The organism is Vibrio sp. 10N (genome assembly GCF_036245475.1).
GTDB lineage: Bacteria > Pseudomonadota > Gammaproteobacteria > Enterobacterales > Vibrionaceae > Vibrio.
In genome coordinates, this window is sequence record NZ_BTPM01000002.1 from 622,328 (window position 1) to 639,219 (window position 16,892).

Genomic DNA, 16,892 nt, shown 5'->3' on the forward strand with positions numbered 1-16,892 from the left:
TCGGATCCTAGTTGTGTTTGATAAGTTTAGAGGGTAACTCTCGGGCAACATAGTCGATGAAGACGCGCAGCCTTGCGGGCATGTACTTGGTCTGGGCGTACTGCATTGCAATCGCCCCATGGTAGTTACTCTTTATTGTCCAATCAGGAAGCACAGGAACTACGCTTCCATCATCAAGTGATTCTTTTATCACGAAGTCATGAAAAATACCGATACCCAGACCTTGTTTCACACCGCCAAGACGCATTTGAGAGTGGTTAATGGCGTAGCGACCGGACACAGTGACCGTGTGAAAGTCATCGTCTTTGAGAAAGTCCCACACATTGTCTCTATCCACTTCGGCCAAATAGAGACAGTCGTGGTGCTCTAGATCGCTAGGGGAAGTAGGCAGGCCATTGGCTTTGATGTAATCCGGGCTGGCGCATAGCACCAAGTTTGTTGGACCCAACTCTTTCATCACCAGGTTTTCATCTGGCTTGTCTGTGAGTTTGAACGCCACGTCGATGCCTAAATTGAATAAGTCATAGTTGCCATCAATAGCGCGTACCTTGAGTTGGATTTCTGGATATTGCTGCAAAAACGGGGCTATAAATGGCTGCAATACCGAGTTTAGAAAGGCTTCTGGTGCCGCAATGGTAAGAGACCCACTGGGTTCAGCATGATCCGACTGAGAGACTTCAATGGCTTGCTGAGCAGCATTGACCATGAGTACGCTTTGATCATAAACCTTTCTTCCAGCTTGAGTAATGACGAGCTTTCGAGTGGTCCGTTCAAACAGCTTTACGGATAGGGCGCTTTCAAGTCGAGTGATTGTCTTGGAGAGTGCTGAGGGGGTCACACCTAACTTCTTGGCGGCAGCGGTAAAACTGCCCTCGTTGACCACCAAAATATACGATGCCAAATCGGGTAGGAGCCCGATAAGCCTTTGGCTAAACATGATTCGTGCCTCAGATTCACTAATGGTTTTCCATGTTAAGGGATAATCGTTTGCAGCACAATGAACTAAAATGATTGCATTCGTGAGATACACCCAATCAATAGAATTTGGCTATCTCATCCCCTACATAACCTATTGATAAATAGGATTGAAAAAGGAATCTACTATGTCTGCTTCGTTTTATAAGCAAATCCAAGATCAGATTGAAGAAGTAAAAGCGGAAGGTTTGTACAAGTCTGAGCGTGTTATCACGTCTCAACAACAAGCGGCTGTTGAAATCTCAACAGGCGAAGAAGTACTTAACTTCTGTGCGAACAACTATCTTGGTCTAGCAAACCACCCAGCGCTTATCGAAGCGGGTAAGGCAGGCATGGATAAAAATGGTTTCGGTATGGCGTCGGTACGCTTTATCTGTGGTACTCAAGACATTCACAAAGAGCTTGAGCAGAAACTGTCTACATTCCTAGGAAAAGAAGACACGATTCTGTACACGTCTTGCTTCGATGCAAACACTGGCCTGTTCGAAACTATTCTAGGCAAAGAAGATGCAATCATCTCTGACGCACTAAACCACGCATCTATCATTGATGGCGTTCGTCTATGTAAAGCGATGCGTTACCGTTACGCTAACAACAACATGGCTGAGCTTGAAGAGCAACTTATCGCGGCAACTGAAGCAGGTGCTCGCCACAAGCTTATCGTGACTGACGGCGTTTTCTCAATGGACGGCGTAGTCGCAAACCTACCAGCTATCTGTGACCTTGCTGACAAGTACGGCGCACTGGTTATGGTTGATGATTCTCACGCTGTTGGCTTTATGGGCAAAAACGGTGCAGGTACTCATGAGTTCCATGACGTGGTTGACCGTATCGATATCATCACAGGTACGCTAGGTAAAGCAATGGGCGGCGCGTCAGGCGGCTATACTTCTGGTAAGAAAGAAGTGATTGATTGGTTGCGTCAGCGTTCTCGTCCATACCTATTCTCTAACTCTGTAGCACCGGCCATTGTTAACGCGTCTATCCGCGTTCTAGACCTGCTACAAGAAAGTGGCGATCTTCGTGACCGTCTATGGGAAAACGCAGCACACTTCCGTACTCGTATGGAAGGCGCAGGCTTTACTATGGGCGGTGCAGACCACGCGATCATTCCAATCATGCTAGGCGATGCGAAAGTAGCGGCTGAGTTCGCTGAGCGTGCACTAGAGAAGGGTATCTACGTTATTGGTTTCTCTTTCCCAGTTGTACCTAAGGGTCAAGCACGTATCCGCACTCAGATGTCAGCGGCGCACTCACGTGAGCAACTAGACCGTGCGATCGACGCATTCATCGCAGTTGGTAAAGACATGGGCATCATCTAATTCTGGCCAAGGTCGAATTTAGATAACCAGTATTTTTGATTCTCGCCCTAGAGTTGGGCGAGATGAATTAGGTAACAATATGAAAATCAAAGCTCTTTCTAAGCTAAAGCCTGAAGAAGGCATCTGGATGACTGAGGTCGAGAAACCTGAAGTTGGCCACAACGACCTTCTAATCAAAATTAAGAAAACTGCGATCTGTGGTACAGACGTACACATCTACAACTGGGATGAGTGGTCACAAAACACTATCCCGGTACCAATGGTTGTTGGCCATGAGTATGTAGGTGAAGTTGTAGGCATGGGCCAGGAGGTTCGCGGCTTCAACATTGGCGATCGCGTATCGGGCGAAGGTCACATCACTTGTGGTCACTGTCGTAACTGTCGTGGTGGCCGTACTCACCTATGCCGCAACACAACAGGTGTTGGTGTAAACCGCACAGGTGCGTTTTCTGAGTACCTTGTGATCCCAGCGTTTAACGCATTTAAGATCCCGGCTGAAATCTCTGATGACCTAGCGTCTATCTTTGACCCGTTTGGTAACGCAGTACACACTGCATTATCTTTCGATCTAGTGGGTGAAGACGTTCTAATTACAGGTGCAGGCCCAATCGGCATTATGGCAGCTGCAGTTGCTAAGCACGTTGGTGCACGCCATGTTGTAATTACTGACGTGAACGAATACCGTTTAGATCTTGCTAAGAAGATGGGTGTTACACGTGCAGTAAACGTAATGGAAGAGAAACTAGAAGACGTTATGTCTGAGCTAGGTATGACAGAAGGTTTCGATGTAGGTCTAGAAATGTCAGGCGTACCTTCTGCCTTCAACAGCATGCTAACCAACATGAACCACGGCGGTAAGATCTCTCTATTAGGTATTCCACCATCAGACATGGCGGTTGATTGGAACCAAGTGATCTTCAAAGGTCTGGTAATCAAGGGCATCTACGGCCGTGAAATGTTCGAAACATGGTACAAGATGGCTTCACTAATCCAATCTGGCCTGGATCTGACGCCAATCATCACTCACCACTTTAAAGTTGATGACTTCCAAGCAGGCTTCGATGCTATGCGTAGCGGGCTTTCTGGCAAAGTTATCCTTGATTGGGAATAGCAAAAGCAGAAGCACTCCTGATGGGGTGCTTTTTTTATATCTATACATCAAACGTTTGTTCTCCTTGTTCATGATAAAAAGATCCAGTAGTGTTTGCTTAGACAGACGCAAACGGAGCAGGAAATGACGTTCAGAGTGAAGCCATCAAGTGAAGGCCCTATATTTGTCTCGTTCGATGAGCATGAACGTCTAAGATATGGCCGGGTACTGAGTGAGCTTTCAGTTGCACCCGTTTTAGATAATCCCGCAGAGACTTTTCTGTATTCAATGGGCGCTTGTATGGCCGTCTCTTTGCAAAAGTTAGCGCTTCGAAGAAAAATCGAAATACAGCCATTTCATATCCAAATTACTGGGCACAAAGGCGAGTTTTTGCCGGCCCACTTTACCCACTATAATATCCAGTTAAGTAAAGGCATCCATTCAGACCGAGCGCGCGCAGAAATGCTACTAAAAGACGCCAAGAAAATATGCACAATTAGTAACAGTGTTTCCGGGAGCATTGAGTTAGGGCTGGAGCCCTAACTCAACGCTTAAAGGTAACGGCTAGAAGCCCTATTAGCATTACACCAGTTGCCGCAAGCCCAATCGCCACGCCGCCCCAGACGCCAGCCAATTGAAAGTGTGCCATGAGCCACCACGCACTGCTAATACCAAAGCCCCAATAACCAATCGCGGTCAGTAACATTGGTACATTGACGATTTTCATACCGCGTAATAGGTTCATGGTGAGGAGCTGCCAGCCATCGACGACGAAACAAAGCGCAACAACCCAAATGATAGAAGCAAGTTGATTGCTGAGGCTGCCGTTTGAACCATCAAACTTAAAAATGTCAGCGATAAGGTGAGGCCAGGTGCTAAAGGTTATCGCCAGCAATGCGCTAATCAAGGTGACTAGAATGAAACTACGCAGCGCAGTCACTTTTATGCTGTCAAATCGTTCTTGACCAAAGTCCTTGCCGGTCAAAATCGCAGCCGCTTGGGAAAAGCCAAAGTTAATGTTGAAACTAAAGTTCAAGCACTGGAGAAGCACTTGGTGCAGTGCTAACGCTGTAACTCCCAACATGCCAGCAAGTATGGTGCTGCCATAAATCAGGCTGAGTTCTAAAGCGCTCGCTACAGCTATCGGTAAACCGAGAGATAACAGGGGCAGTGTTAAACGCCAAGAATACTCTGAAACATATTCCCATGGCGCGAACCGACGGTATTTTTCTTGGCGAAACACCCATGTACCGTAAGCGAACAGAATTAGCGTCGCAGCAAGAGTTGTTCCCCATCCCAGTCCCGCAATTCCGCCATCTAGGGTAAACGCAAACCAATAACTTAATGGCACATTGAGCATAACGGTCGCGAGAGACATCCACATTACCGATTTAGCATCGCCAAATGTGCTAGTCAGGCCGCGTAGGATCAGCAGTAATAAGGTCGGTAACATTGCCCATTTAAGAGCATCAAGATAGTTGGTTGCTATGGGAATGGCGTCAACCGGTTGCTTCGCTAGGACGAGCAATTCATCCGTGAAGTTAAGAGCAAGGCTAGCAACTGCCGTTATTATGAAAGCGAGAAGGAGTGCGCCTTTGACGGCAAATCTTATTTGCTGGTTACCAAAGGCTGGTCGCGCAACGCTTTGCCCGTAAGCTATCGCAATCAGGTTTGCTACGCAGCCGACAATGCTTCCTGCAACCAAAAAAACGAATGTAAACACGGAAGCGCCTAATCCTCCGCCCGCAAGATCTTCTACGCTGAGTCTTGCCATCATCCAGACATCCGTTAATACCAGCGCCATTGAGATAAGTTGAGAGACAATAAGAGGAATAGCCAAAGAAAGAATGTGCTTCATAAAAGACTCAATAAAATAGGCGTCGAGTAAGATCAGGGCGATGCTAGTGTATCTGTAGGTGTGGGTCAATCATCATAACCCTCGGAAATGAATGGGTTTTAAATTGACTATCGTGATGAATGACCAGTTCACGTGTGTTTGAACCAAGATAACGTGCCCTGCGCTGCAAAAACGTTAACATTTTGAGCGAAATGTTAACAATACTCTATTCTTATCATTGAGTTAGCTTAAGACCCAGGTAAACAGTGGATTCTGGGCTCGTAGTGTCGCGGCAAACGCGCGCTAAAGATAAGAAAAAGGACTAGGAGAAGTTGTCGATGAAAGCAACAAAAGCAGCATTAACAGTATCACTTATTTTGACAGGATTCGTCGCGGCAGAAGTTCATGCTGCTACTGAGTGGAATGTATCTTTATGGGGTAAACGTCGTGCGTTTACCGAGAATGTTGAAAAGTTAGCTGAATTGGTAGAGCAAAAAACCAACGGCGATTTCAAGTTGGTGCTCTCCTATGGTGGATTGTCGAAGGCACGTGAAAACCTAGATGGTATTTCGTTTGGTGCATTTGAAATGGCACAGTTTTGTTCTTTCTATCATACCGACAAAAACCCGACAATCACGGTGACTGAACTACCATTTTCACAAGATGTGTCTTTAGCGCGAGTAGGGGAGATTTATACCGAGGTATTTAATCACCCTGAGGTTAAAAAAGACTTAGCGAGATGGAACGCCACCTTGTTAATGCCAACGCCACTCCCTCAGTACAACATTGCTAGTAAGAGTGACGACCTCGAATCTTTGGAAGACTTTAAGGGGCTAAGAGTCCGCGGTCCCGGCGGGATCATGAGCGTGTTGGGCAAACTTGGCGCAGTCAAAACGACGGTACCATTCTCTGAAGTGCGTCAATCAATGGATTCTGGGGTAATTGATGCAGCTTCGTTTGCGCCTCATGCTCATCTCGCGACTAATACCTACAAAGTGGCGAACTGGGTGACGACAAACCTCAATCTGGGTTCTGCTAACTGCCCAGTTGTTGTCAACACAGAAGCTCTGGAAATGCTAAAACCGGAACACCGCGAAGCGTTATTGAGCTCAGTACCAGAGGCGCTCGATTATTATGTCTCTAATTATGAGCAAAATACGACCGCTAAATTCGATAAAGCTATTGCGGATGAATCGGTGAAACAAGTGACATTTACTCCAGAACAGACAGCGCAGTTGAATGATCTTGCGGCATCAGTGCGCGAGGATTGGGTGAAAAAATACCAAGGGAAGTTTGATGCCAAGGCGCTATTTGACTACACCGACGCTTTGTTTAAACAGCAAAACTAATTCCATTACTTCTACTTAAATTCTCTAGCGCTAGTTAATACTAGCGCTCGTTTTATGTTGTTAATACCAAAAGGATTTCGAGTATGTCTGCGTCAGTATTAGAGGACAGCTCGGCGGTAAGTCGGGTCGATAGGGCATTTTTTAAATTTGAATCATTTCTGAATCTCGCCGCAGGATGCGTAATCGTCGCTCTTGTTGCGCTTGCGACGACCAATATTTTAGGTCGTTGGCTGTTTTCAATGCCAATTAGTGGTTATATCGATTGGGTCGAGCAGGCCATGGCGTTCATCGCCTTTCTTGGTATTGCCTATACACAGCGTATGGGTGGTCACATACGAATGGATATACTAGTTGGCCGCTTTAGGGGCCGCTGGTTGTGGTTTACCGAATTGTTGTCCAGCGTATTTATGTTATTGGTGACATTACTGCTCATCTACGGCTCTTATTTACATTTTTGGCGCGCATACTCTATCGGGGATTCCTCTGTGGATATCAACTTACCCACATGGCCAGCCAAATTTGTGGTGCCTTTTGCTTTGTCGGTACTGGCACTTAGACTCATCTTACAAATATGGGCTTATCTTCGTGCTATTAAGCGAGGAGATGTCGAACCCGTCGCTGTACCTATGATTGAATCTGCTGCTGAGACGGCGGCGAAGGAAGCGGAAACAGTCAGTAATGGTGCTGATGAGGAGGCTTCTAAATGATGTCTCTTTTTGAAGTAATGGGCGCGATGGACTCGATTGAAATTGGACTTTGGGTTTCGGGCTTTATGTTACTCTTGGTCGTAATTGGAGTACGAGTGGCATTTGCCGCGGCAATTGCAGGTTTCTTTGGACTGGTCTGGATCTTTTCCGCCAAGCTGGGTTTTGAGCGAGGTCTACTGGTTGCCATCAAAATGGCAGGGACGATCCCGCATTCTAAAGTGTCATCATTGGCACTATCACTCATTCCAACCTTTATTCTTATTGGCTTTCTTGCCTACCATGCCGGTTTAACTCGCTCTCTCTTCGAAGCGGCCAAACGTTGGGTAGGCTGGCTACCCGGTGGTATGGGCGTTGCTACAGTGTTCTCTACTGCTGGCTTTGCGGCCGTGTCGGGTGCCTCAGTCGCCACCTCTGCGGTATTTGCGCGCATTGCTGTGCCGGAAATGCTGAAACTGGGTTACGACAAACGCTTTGCCGCGGGTGTGGTTGCAGCTGGTGGCACGCTCGCATCATTGATCCCACCGTCTGCCATTCTCGTTATTTACGCAATCATAGTTGAGCAAGATGTAGGGGCGCTGTTGATGGCGGGCTTTTTACCTGGAGCGGTATCGGCACTGATCTACGGCGGGCTAGTCGTATTTCTGGCATTAACGCGCAAAAATTTTGGTCCGCCGGTGAGAGGTTTTACTTGGAAGGAAAGGTTTGAAACGCTGCCGGGCGCAATGCCAATATTTGCTGTAGTGGGCATTATTGTTGTCTGTATCTATGGCGGCGTTGGCACACCAACCGAGGCCGGTGCGCTTGGCGCTTCGCTTATTCTGGCACTGGCTATTTTTCATGGTAGTCGCTGGAAAGAAATCAAAAGCTCTTTGATGGAAACAGCAAAGCTGTCTGCAATGATCTTTGCGATTATCTGGGGCGTGCTGATATACGTTCGTTTCTTAGGATTTGCTGATTTGCCAACGGCTTTTTCCGATTGGATAGTGAGTCTGGAACAAAGCCCAATGTTGACGCTGCTACTCATCCTTTGCGCCTATGCTGTGCTTGGTATGTTTATGGATGCGATTGGGATGCTACTGCTCACATTGCCCGTAGTATATCCCGCTGTAATTGCTCTCAATGGTGGTGCTGATGTGGCTGCTGTAGATTCTGCGTTTGGGGTGTCAGGAGTAGGGTGTGCGATTTGGTTTGGCATTATCGTGGTAAAAATGGCTGAGTTGTGTCTAATCACGCCACCTATTGGCCTAAACTGTTTCGTGGTCGCGGGTGTTCGTCCTGAATGTTCGGTACAAGATGTCTTCCGTGGCTGCTTGCCATTTTTTGTTGCGGATGTCATCACTATAGCTGTGCTACTGGTCATGCCTGGAATCGTACTTTGGCTGCCGAGCCTAATGGGGTATGCCTAGTTTGATTTAATAGAAAGGGACGGCTAGCTGAGAGGCGGCCGTTCTTTTTTATATTTGTTCCGTCTACTTTTCTTCGCTAGTCCAGTAAATAGTGACGTTTCGCACTCCCCATTGTTTTGCTTTCTCAACATCGTTTCCCATGTAAATGTCGATTTTCTTATTCCATCGTTTATGCATTTTATCTAGAACACGGTATGTACCTTCAAACCCTTCAATTTTGACTTCTTGATTGTGATTTAAGCCCATATCGAGCAGATCTCTAGACACTGCGATGGACTTCATTCCTGGTTTAAGGGTATCACCCCAAGCACCAATGTTAGGAGTGGAATCAGTTTCACCGACTGCCGAAGTATAAGCGCTGGCTTTAACTACTAGAGAGTGCTCTTGATGGGCGAATCCATGAAAAGACACAACAAGAATTGAGAGAAAAAAGATTATGGCTTTCATTGTTACCTAAAGATTTCACAGCAATCTGGACTAAGTTTAGCTGTTAATAGGCCGTAAACACCAATGGAGTGCGAGTTCAGGTTAGTAAGACACTAGAACGAAAAAAGCCGCTGAATTATCAGCGGCTTTTTAGAATGTGGCGGAGAGATAGGGATTTGAACCCAATCACTCAGAGCTTAATCTTTGTAAGCCTTTGTTTTATCAGGGTATTTAACGCCTTAAACTGCAAATCTTAAAACGTATGGGATAGTCACCTGACTGACTATGAGTTTTACATCCGTCTCTCTTTAAGTCAAGTTTTCTGTTTAAAATTTAAACGTCTAGGTTGATGTTGCGCCTAGGACCGTGAATACTAACGGTGTACTGGGTAAAGGGAGTTTGACGATGCAAGTAGGGGTTGATATTACTTCTGAGCAGCGCATAAAGGCGCTTCACGCTGCACTGCGTATTCTGGATAAGTGGCAATTCAGTTACAGTGAGAAAGCTACGTTGCTTGGTTTGCAGCATGATCGGGAAGACAGAGAAGAGGTGAGTGACTCTACACTAGAGAGAATCAGCTATATTCTGAATATTCACAAAGCATTACGGCAGACTTTTGGTAGCGATGAAACGATATATGATTGGGTGCGCAAGGCTAATAATCACCCCACTTTGTCGGGTGCTTCAGCAAAGGATTACATGCTGTCAGGGAACGAATGTGCGCTATCAAAGATCGCAAAACTGGTTATCGGCTATAGTGCACAGTAAATCTCTCGTATTAATGTTAATTGCTGAAACTGTTGTGCTCAAACACGTTTTTGGACAAAAGTGCGTTACATGCATTACTAAATTAGCGTTTAACGGATTACTTAGGGTATAGCAAAACCACAGATCTAGTGGTTATGATTCCATACAATTGAGTTGACCCCTTTTTGTTTGGTTTAGTTTGCGGTAACCTACTCAGAGGTAGATAAACCAAAGGAAAATAAGAAGATGGAATTAATTTTATGGGCTATTGGGATATTCGTTACTTTTATAGTTATCAAAGTTATCTTAGGCTTTTTGGCCCCTATCACCGTTACCGCTAGCAAGTTGTTTGATTCAACCTTGAGTAAAAATGGCATTGATCATAGAACACTAAAACCATCAGTCAAAGAGGATATAGTGCGCTTAAGTATCGATATGTCGAGCTTTGGAGCGAATAGAAGCACTTTAGAATTAAAGGCTATGGTTGCTAAGTACGTTGAATCGGCAGCAGTTCAGATAGCGAACTATATCAAGGGAGATGCTACGAATGAAGATGACCCTTTTATCAAAATATTCAACAATCACCATCATGTCAATGAGTTCAAGCGTCAATAATCGACTCCCTTTCAACTAGCATAATCTCCTGATTAATAAAGGATTACTCCGTATAAGGTTCCTTCCATTGATTAACTAAACTTCAAAATTCACAATGGTTACAGAGAGGTCATATGCAGTACTTATTTTTTCTATATTTTTTTATTTCAACAGTTTCTCATGCGGATATTGCTAGCGTCGAGTGTTTTACTAAACAAAATCATTATTACAACCGTGATTATGTATCTATAGATGTTAATAAATCTAAGAATGAATTGTCACTAACGATTGGAGAATCGCCCATAGAGAAACATAATCATCACTCGATGTTCTTTGATATTAACTATCATGGTGCGAACAAAGTAGGTCATGAATTATACAGAGCGTTCAAGGGTGGATCTTTTGTTTCCATCTATATAGTGACGAGCGAGCGAGATCTAGAGGTTCACTCAGTTAAGATCGAAGATAGCCAATTACTTGCTGGTTTCATTGGGCGTTATAGTGATTGTGAGATAAAGACCTTAGAATAGCTTGTGACAAGGAGAATTAGATGGATGTTTTTTATTTGATTATAGAAGCTATGTATCAGTTTTTATTTGCATTTTTTATTTATTGCTTCTTCCTATCTAGCCGCTTTCCCATCACAGGTAAGGGACTTGATGATTTTAATATGGCTCTCTATATCCCGATTACTTGCATTGGTGTTATAGGTGCATATGTTGCGAGTGAACTTGGCTATTTCTACTATAGAACTATAGCTGGGTACGCATCTATTTTTGTTATCGTCGCTCCAATTTATTACATTCACCATAGAAGATACAAGCGACAAGTAAACCAAGAATTAAATGATAAGTATGGCAGTTAACATACGATGCAAGAACGGAACTAAAGGTATGATAAGAATACATTATCCGATATTTTTAAATAGCAAAATCTCACAGGCGATATCTCTGAGTCTTACATTAGAAATTTTTAGTCAATTCGATTGCACTGGTTTGGTGAAAAGCATCTCAATCTAAGTAGCTTTGGGTTACTCTTATGTTGCGTATCTTCGGGCATTTACACTAGCGATAATTGCCGTTGGAGTGCGCAATCTTTATCGTGTTGTAATCACCAACACCATGCTTAAACAGCAAATATTTTACATCCTCGACACCCAGAGGGCATTTAGGCCCAAGTCTAATTGACTTTATGGCAGTTTGATTTGTGCAACGACAACTGTGCTGGAAATGTAAGTACTTTGTAAGCCCATAAGGAGACACTCTCTCATGGACTGTCTTTTTGTATTGCTCTTGATATAAACAGCCCCTTTCAAACGTCAAAGGGTTTGGTAATTCTGCTACCAACCTGACTTCACTTTCCTCTTTATAAAAAAGGTCTTTATAAGCATACTGTTCAAACCTCACGAACAAGTTTATTTCATCAGGGTTGTCATGAAAATTTTTGTCAGACAAAAATCGGTTGGCGTTTCCGAGAAAATCTTCGTCACCATATTTAACATTAATGATTTGCGAAGTGAACGGAACTGTATCGATAGTTGGTGTGATAAACTGGTCTAGCACATCTAAATCAAACCCGATCGATACACCAGTCCCGTCATTTGCATAGGCTCGCCACTGGCTTAGAACATCATCTTCGAGAGAAAAAGATACTGAGAAGCAATCTATATCAGATGTTGAATTGCTGAGACAAGTACCGTACTGCTTTCGTATGAGGTTTCTTAACTTATCTAAACCCAAAGCACCCTCATTAGGATCATTCATGTTCCGTAGATTAGCAGCCCAAATATTCGTACTTTCAAGAATGCTAATAAAAGTATCAATTGACGTGTAATGGTGACCAATGAGCATATATTTCCTTCCTTGTATGCATCTGTAGGTACATTGCAGCATGAGAAAAGTTAAGTCAAACCTAACCGAGACATTTGGCGGAGAGCGTCTGTTCTAAGTAACTTTGGGGCAGAATTGAGCTAGTGTCGACCACTCCGACGCGTTCTTGAACAGAGCTTCTCAGTCAAATTCGCGGCCTCGATGCTTCTGTGAGTCAAAGCCAGCCTGTTCCAAAGCTACATCCACAATCTGCTTGAAAGAATGAGGCATGTCGCTTGATAGCTTCTCTGCGATAGCGTCAGTAAAACGTCTCGCTGAGCTGTCAAACTTCTTATGTTTGGCTAACATTAGCATATAAGCATCTACAATCATTGAAACAGCGATGCGATGACTATCTTCATTCATCATTCTTAACTCGCGCTCTCGTTTTTCTAGTTGCTGTTCTACATGCTCGAGTTCATCTTTCCGTTGTTCTAAGCCTTTTTCGATGCTCAAATACTGGCGAGCCAAGTATTCGGTATCGTGTCTAAGTTTCTCTATTTCTTGTTCTTTACCTTGAAGCTCAAAGTGCTTTTCGCGGAGTTGCTCTTCAAAGCGGAGTATGTTGTTTATCACATCATCCATACGGTCAACGAGCAATTCATGTTCTATTTTTGTGTACTTGAGTTCATCTTTAGCGTTTGACTCCTGTTTACCAAGTTCTAGGAGTTTAGCTGTACGTTTTTCTTCTTGAACTCTAAGCTCTTGGGTCAGTGATTTGAGTTGCTCTAGTCCTCGGGAATAGTAGTTGAAATCACGCAGCGACTTCGGCAGTTTAGCTTGTCTAATCATGCGCTGGTATTGCTCAGTGCGCTTCTCTGACTCTTCGGAAAACTCTGCATGGTAGCCCTTTGGGTTGAGCAACCACTTGTTTGTGTAAGCCTGAACTACTTCCTGAAAATATCGCCCTAAGAGGATGGTTTGACGGTGATTCAACCTACCATTTTCTGGTAATACTTCGCTCTCTCTACCGCACGATACTAAGTATTTATTGACGAGTTTAATTTCACTTCGTCTTAGGTCATATTCGCCAGTAGTTAAATTTTGGCCACTGATAAAATAATGAGTATGCAGTCCCGTATTTTCCTCTTCTAAACGCTCATCATCGTGACCGACAATCAGTGGGTTTGAGTATTGTGGGAAGTGATGCAGCAAGAATCGTTCTGTAAAACGCATATACTCTTGCATTGAAATGATATCCGAACCGATGCCCCAGTGTGCTGGAATTTTAAATATTCCCTCTTGAATATATGTTGCTCTCTCACTCTTAGGCTTACCAACAAAAGTGTTATGGGCATTAATGTACTTTTTAATAGCATTGAGACGCTGCTTTGGCCTAGCCATTTCAAATGCTTTAGCACGGTTTAGTTCAAAAGGGCTGATAATACTTGGGTTGTTGATAATAGAGTGAATAAAATCCGCTGCTTCGTAATGTCCTAGCTTGTACTCGGTGTCGATGGCCTTCTTCAGTTTAGCTTTGTATTGGCGATGCTGGGTTTTGAGTCTCGTGTGATCTCTAACCCTAGCTTCTGGTGCGATATCAGACAGTATCTTCCAGCGTTCTTCTTCGGTTAATTGAGACAGGTTTAAGTCTTTGCCATTTACAATCGCTAAGTTGTTGCGAGACAGCGCTGAGTTCCACTCAAGTTTCTTTACAGAGTCCATACTGGGGGAGATACGCAAGGAATGACGCAAAGAAACCTCACACTTCTTTCGAGAAGAGGGTGTAGAGTTGTAGTTAAAATGACGGTAAAAAAACCTTACTGGTTTGAAGTTAGTATTCATGCCATCCTCCTTGTGAGGATGGCATTTTGAGAGTCGAGAGAGCCTTCTCTCGCCAGCAGCCACTGTTCATCTTTTGCTTCGCAAAAGTGTGACAGTGGTGTAGCTGGTTACTAAGCCGATGCGTTTTTACGCCTCTCCTTATTTGTCGAAAACTTAACCGCCTGCGCACGTGTTTTGACACGCAGTCTGAAGCGCTTTCGCGCTTCAGTTTTGCTATTTGTACAGTATTAAAGGTGTAACGCCTTAGTGCGTTGCGTATTGTCATTGTCATATTTTCGCCTACTAGAGTAGGTCTAATTATTTTGTTGGTCGGTCTGACTGGGCTTTGGGCGCAGCCCAGGTGCTCTTCAAGGGAAAACTAATCTTTCAATAGTTCTTCGTCTATGAAGTTAGCATGCGCGTAATCATCGCTTTGATTATTGAGCGCGATAGATTCTCGTTTTTGAAACTCAGTAATGATGTCTAATAATCGTCGGTTTTCATTGATCAAACGCTTCTTATCATCATCGAGTGACGCGTTGTGTTCACTAAGCATCTCATTACGTGATTTTGCTGTAGCTAACTCGCTGTTTATGAGAAGCATCGACTTTAGCTCACTTTGAGACGAGTCGTATTTGTCACGTAGCTCAGAATAAACTTGCTCTGTGCGAGCAAGTTCAACCTCTAGTACTTTATTTCGATTGCGATAGTATTCGACGTCGTCCGTTTGGCGTTGCAACTCATCAACTAACTCAGCTAAGTCTTCATTTTCTTTGTCTAGCATAGAAATTTGGTTTAAAGACTCTTGTGTGCGGATGTCGACTAAGTGCTGAACTTCTGCGTCAAACGCTTGCCATACGGTCGTCATTTCGTTTTTCAAAGCAGTACTTATGCGTTGCTCGGCATCGACGAACCACGCCGATTTGTCTCTAATGAGAGGTGTGGGTCTAGTTGCTTGTATCAACAACTTAAATGCTATGCGCACGCGCTTAAAATCACCACCGACCACACTTTGAAGTGCTTTAGCTGAAGTCGGTGCCGTTGATGGGTCGTCAAAAGCACGAGCATAATCTTCTATTGTTTTGCCTTTTTCGATAGAGCAGCCACAATTTTCAAGTTCAAGCTTCCATTTGTCTTTGAGCGAGTTAGCCAAGCTTCCTTCCTGCCTTGTCGGGGCAGGAAGTGAGGCAGAGTAGGGAGTAGTGTCATTCATATTAACTACTCCTTGTCGAGATCTAGCGTGTATGCGATAGCTTGAAGAATTTGCTCCCTGTGTGTTTTATCATTTGTGTTTCCCGCCAGCTCGAGCATTGTCATAATAAAATCATTATCTTTATTCGTTGCATTTTGGGATCGTTGTTTTTGGGTAACTATCTGATCAGGCACTTTAATAGAATTATCGTCAGTTAACTTAAAGAGATCGGAAATTGTTTTCTCTGCTTTCTTTTGTTCTTTTTTTAAACTAACTTTGTTGCGCTTCGCATAGTGTTGCTCAACGATACTTACGTCTTTGTGTCCTAATAAGTCTGCGATCCAGGCAACACTGGTGCCACTGTTATAATGAACCGATGCACAACTGTGGCGAAGTTGGTTTGGGCCGCGGTGAGCCACATTAGCTTTGGTCAGAAATTCGGTGAAAAACTGTTTCGCGAACTGTTTTGAATTGATCCATGCTCGGCCTGTTCGATCATTGATAAAGATGAACCTGCGTTTGTCTTTCCGAACAGTGATATTGTCTCGCTCTACGATATCTATTGAGATAGGAGCTTTCATAGCAGTGATTGGTTGTAAACGTCTTAGAATCTTCGCAGCTTCTGAAGATAACTCTATCATTCGGGTAGATTCTTTTGTCTTCGTAACTTTGTACTGATTGATCGGCTTAGCTAGATCGACAAAGAGTCGGCACTTCTCAACGCCTTCCTCGACATAAAACTCAACGTTCTCCCATGTTGCACAGATAAGTTCGCTGATACGTAGCGCTGTCAAAAGACCAAATATAGTCATGTCCTTTGATACCTGATCATCGGTTTCAGTTAAGAGCAGCTTTCTCACTTCTTCTTCATTGAGAGGATGCGGCTCTTTATTGACTACTTTTAGATTTTTAAATGTTTGCATGAGGTCATATTTCTGGTGACCTGATGTTTGTGCTTTTGAGCAAATCGCTCGCAGTATTGTGTAACAGCCGTTTATGACTTTCGCTCTACAACCCGCTTTTAGTAGAGTCGTCCTGAGAGTTTCAATATCTTCTATGCAAAGTTCATCAATGGATTTTGTGCCAAGCTGTCTAATGATGTGCCTTGCATGTGTCTTCATACAAACGACGGTAGATTCAGCTAAGATCGGTTCTTTGGTGCTTAACTCATGACAAACTGCTCTAGCAACTGAAGATTGCTCGTAGTCATCAACATTAAGAGATACATCGGAAGATCGCGTGCCTTTGCGCTTTTTCGCAGTTCTGGCTTTTAACTTTCTTCGTTTTTGCGGGGCTTGCTTTGTTTCTTGTTTATCAGACTTCATATCCTCGACCTACAAAATTAAGGCCATCAAAAAAATTGAGTTGCTCTTCTCGCGGAGCGTACATTCTGTACTAGTTATTATTATTTTTTGATTGCTCATTAGTGAATGTGCTTATATAAAATCACAGATCAAAAATGATCGCAAGTACATGATATTTAAGGTTTTGTTGACTTTTTGTGGCGTTGATATCTAATGACTCAGGTATATTTTTAGTGTGTATATTTTAGTCGATTTAAGTGTCTGATTTATAAGAACTAGATAAAGTAGGCAGTAATTATTCAGTGATTAAT

At 43.8% G+C, this 16,892-nt stretch carries 17 protein-coding genes; 10 read left to right on the forward strand and 7 right to left on the reverse strand.

Going from position 1 to position 16,892, the window contains the following annotated elements; all coding sequences use genetic code 11:
- Positions 1-7 precede the first annotated feature (7 nt).
- Complete coding sequence (locus tag AAA946_RS18945; protein ID WP_338166327.1) at positions 8-937, reverse strand: LysR family transcriptional regulator; 930 nt, start codon at positions 935-937, stop codon at positions 8-10.
- A gap of 166 nt (positions 938-1,103) precedes the next feature.
- Here AAA946_RS18945 and AAA946_RS18950 point away from each other — a divergent pair, with 166 nt between their 5' ends.
- The 3 genes from AAA946_RS18950 (at position 1,104) to AAA946_RS18960 (ending at position 3,930) form a co-directional block, all read left to right on the forward strand.
- Positions 1,104-2,297: a glycine C-acetyltransferase gene (locus tag AAA946_RS18950; protein ID WP_338166328.1), complete on the forward strand. Its 1,194-nt coding sequence runs from the start codon at positions 1,104-1,106 to the stop codon at positions 2,295-2,297.
- A gap of 79 nt (positions 2,298-2,376) precedes the next feature.
- Positions 2,377-3,408, forward strand: coding sequence for an L-threonine 3-dehydrogenase (gene tdh, locus AAA946_RS18955; RefSeq protein WP_338166329.1), 1,032 nt, complete (start codon positions 2,377-2,379; stop codon positions 3,406-3,408).
- A gap of 123 nt (positions 3,409-3,531) precedes the next feature.
- Positions 3,532-3,930, forward strand: a complete 399-nt coding sequence (locus tag AAA946_RS18960) for an OsmC family protein (RefSeq protein ID WP_338166330.1) — start codon at positions 3,532-3,534, stop codon at positions 3,928-3,930.
- 1 nt (position 3,931) lies between these two features.
- On the opposite strand, the gene AAA946_RS18965 is transcribed toward AAA946_RS18960, so the two are convergent.
- Positions 3,932-5,245, reverse strand: coding sequence for an MATE family efflux transporter (locus AAA946_RS18965; protein WP_338166331.1), 1,314 nt, complete (start codon positions 5,243-5,245; stop codon positions 3,932-3,934).
- Positions 5,246-5,562: 317 nt separating this feature from the next.
- Between AAA946_RS18965 and dctP the strand changes: the two genes are divergently transcribed.
- The 3 genes from dctP to AAA946_RS18980 all read left to right on the forward strand — a co-directional run bounded on the left by dctP (position 5,563) and on the right by AAA946_RS18980 (position 8,686).
- Complete coding sequence (gene dctP / locus AAA946_RS18970) at positions 5,563-6,573, forward strand: TRAP transporter substrate-binding protein DctP (RefSeq protein ID WP_338166332.1); 1,011 nt, start codon at positions 5,563-5,565, stop codon at positions 6,571-6,573.
- A gap of 83 nt (positions 6,574-6,656) precedes the next feature.
- Entirely contained in the window at positions 6,657-7,280 is a 624-nt protein-coding gene (locus AAA946_RS18975) for a TRAP transporter small permease subunit (protein WP_338166333.1), read from the forward strand.
- Complete coding sequence (locus AAA946_RS18980) at positions 7,277-8,686, forward strand: TRAP transporter large permease (RefSeq protein WP_338166334.1); 1,410 nt, start codon at positions 7,277-7,279, stop codon at positions 8,684-8,686. Before AAA946_RS18975 ends, AAA946_RS18980 begins: the two co-directional genes overlap by 4 nt.
- Before the next feature lie 63 nt (positions 8,687-8,749).
- Here AAA946_RS18980 and AAA946_RS18985 read toward each other — a convergent pair whose 3' ends face one another.
- Positions 8,750-9,133 (reverse strand): 3D domain-containing protein, encoded by a 384-nt coding sequence (locus tag AAA946_RS18985; protein ID WP_338166335.1) that lies wholly within the window; start codon positions 9,131-9,133, stop codon positions 8,750-8,752.
- Between the two features lie 384 nt (positions 9,134-9,517).
- Between AAA946_RS18985 and AAA946_RS18990 the strand changes: the two genes are divergently transcribed.
- From AAA946_RS18990 to AAA946_RS19005, 4 genes are all read left to right on the forward strand, one after another.
- The gene (locus AAA946_RS18990) at positions 9,518-9,880 is read left to right on the forward strand and encodes a DUF2384 domain-containing protein (RefSeq protein WP_338166336.1); all 363 of its coding nucleotides are present in this window, start codon (positions 9,518-9,520) and stop codon (positions 9,878-9,880) included.
- 225 nt (positions 9,881-10,105) lie between these two features.
- Entirely contained in the window at positions 10,106-10,474 is a 369-nt protein-coding gene (locus AAA946_RS18995) for a hypothetical protein (RefSeq protein ID WP_338166337.1), read from the forward strand.
- 113 nt (positions 10,475-10,587) lie between these two features.
- Positions 10,588-10,983, forward strand: a complete 396-nt coding sequence (locus tag AAA946_RS19000; RefSeq protein ID WP_338166338.1) for a hypothetical protein — start codon at positions 10,588-10,590, stop codon at positions 10,981-10,983.
- A 20-nt stretch (positions 10,984-11,003) separates the two neighbouring features.
- A complete protein-coding gene (locus tag AAA946_RS19005) occupies positions 11,004-11,318 on the forward strand; it encodes a hypothetical protein (RefSeq protein WP_338166339.1) in 315 nt (104 codons plus the stop codon).
- Between the two features lie 199 nt (positions 11,319-11,517).
- On the opposite strand, the gene AAA946_RS19010 is transcribed toward AAA946_RS19005, so the two are convergent.
- From AAA946_RS19010 to AAA946_RS19025, 4 genes are all read right to left on the reverse strand, one after another.
- Complete coding sequence (locus AAA946_RS19010; RefSeq protein ID WP_338166340.1) at positions 11,518-12,303, reverse strand: DUF2971 domain-containing protein; 786 nt, start codon at positions 12,301-12,303, stop codon at positions 11,518-11,520.
- A 159-nt stretch (positions 12,304-12,462) separates the two neighbouring features.
- Entirely contained in the window at positions 12,463-14,106 is a 1,644-nt protein-coding gene (locus AAA946_RS19015) for a hypothetical protein (protein ID WP_338166341.1), read from the reverse strand.
- Between the two features lie 358 nt (positions 14,107-14,464).
- Positions 14,465-15,298, reverse strand: a complete 834-nt coding sequence (locus AAA946_RS19020; RefSeq protein WP_338166342.1) for a hypothetical protein — start codon at positions 15,296-15,298, stop codon at positions 14,465-14,467.
- A gap of 5 nt (positions 15,299-15,303) precedes the next feature.
- Positions 15,304-16,602, reverse strand: coding sequence for a tyrosine-type recombinase/integrase (locus AAA946_RS19025; protein WP_338166343.1), 1,299 nt, complete (start codon positions 16,600-16,602; stop codon positions 15,304-15,306).
- Between the last annotated feature and the right edge of the window lie 290 nt (positions 16,603-16,892).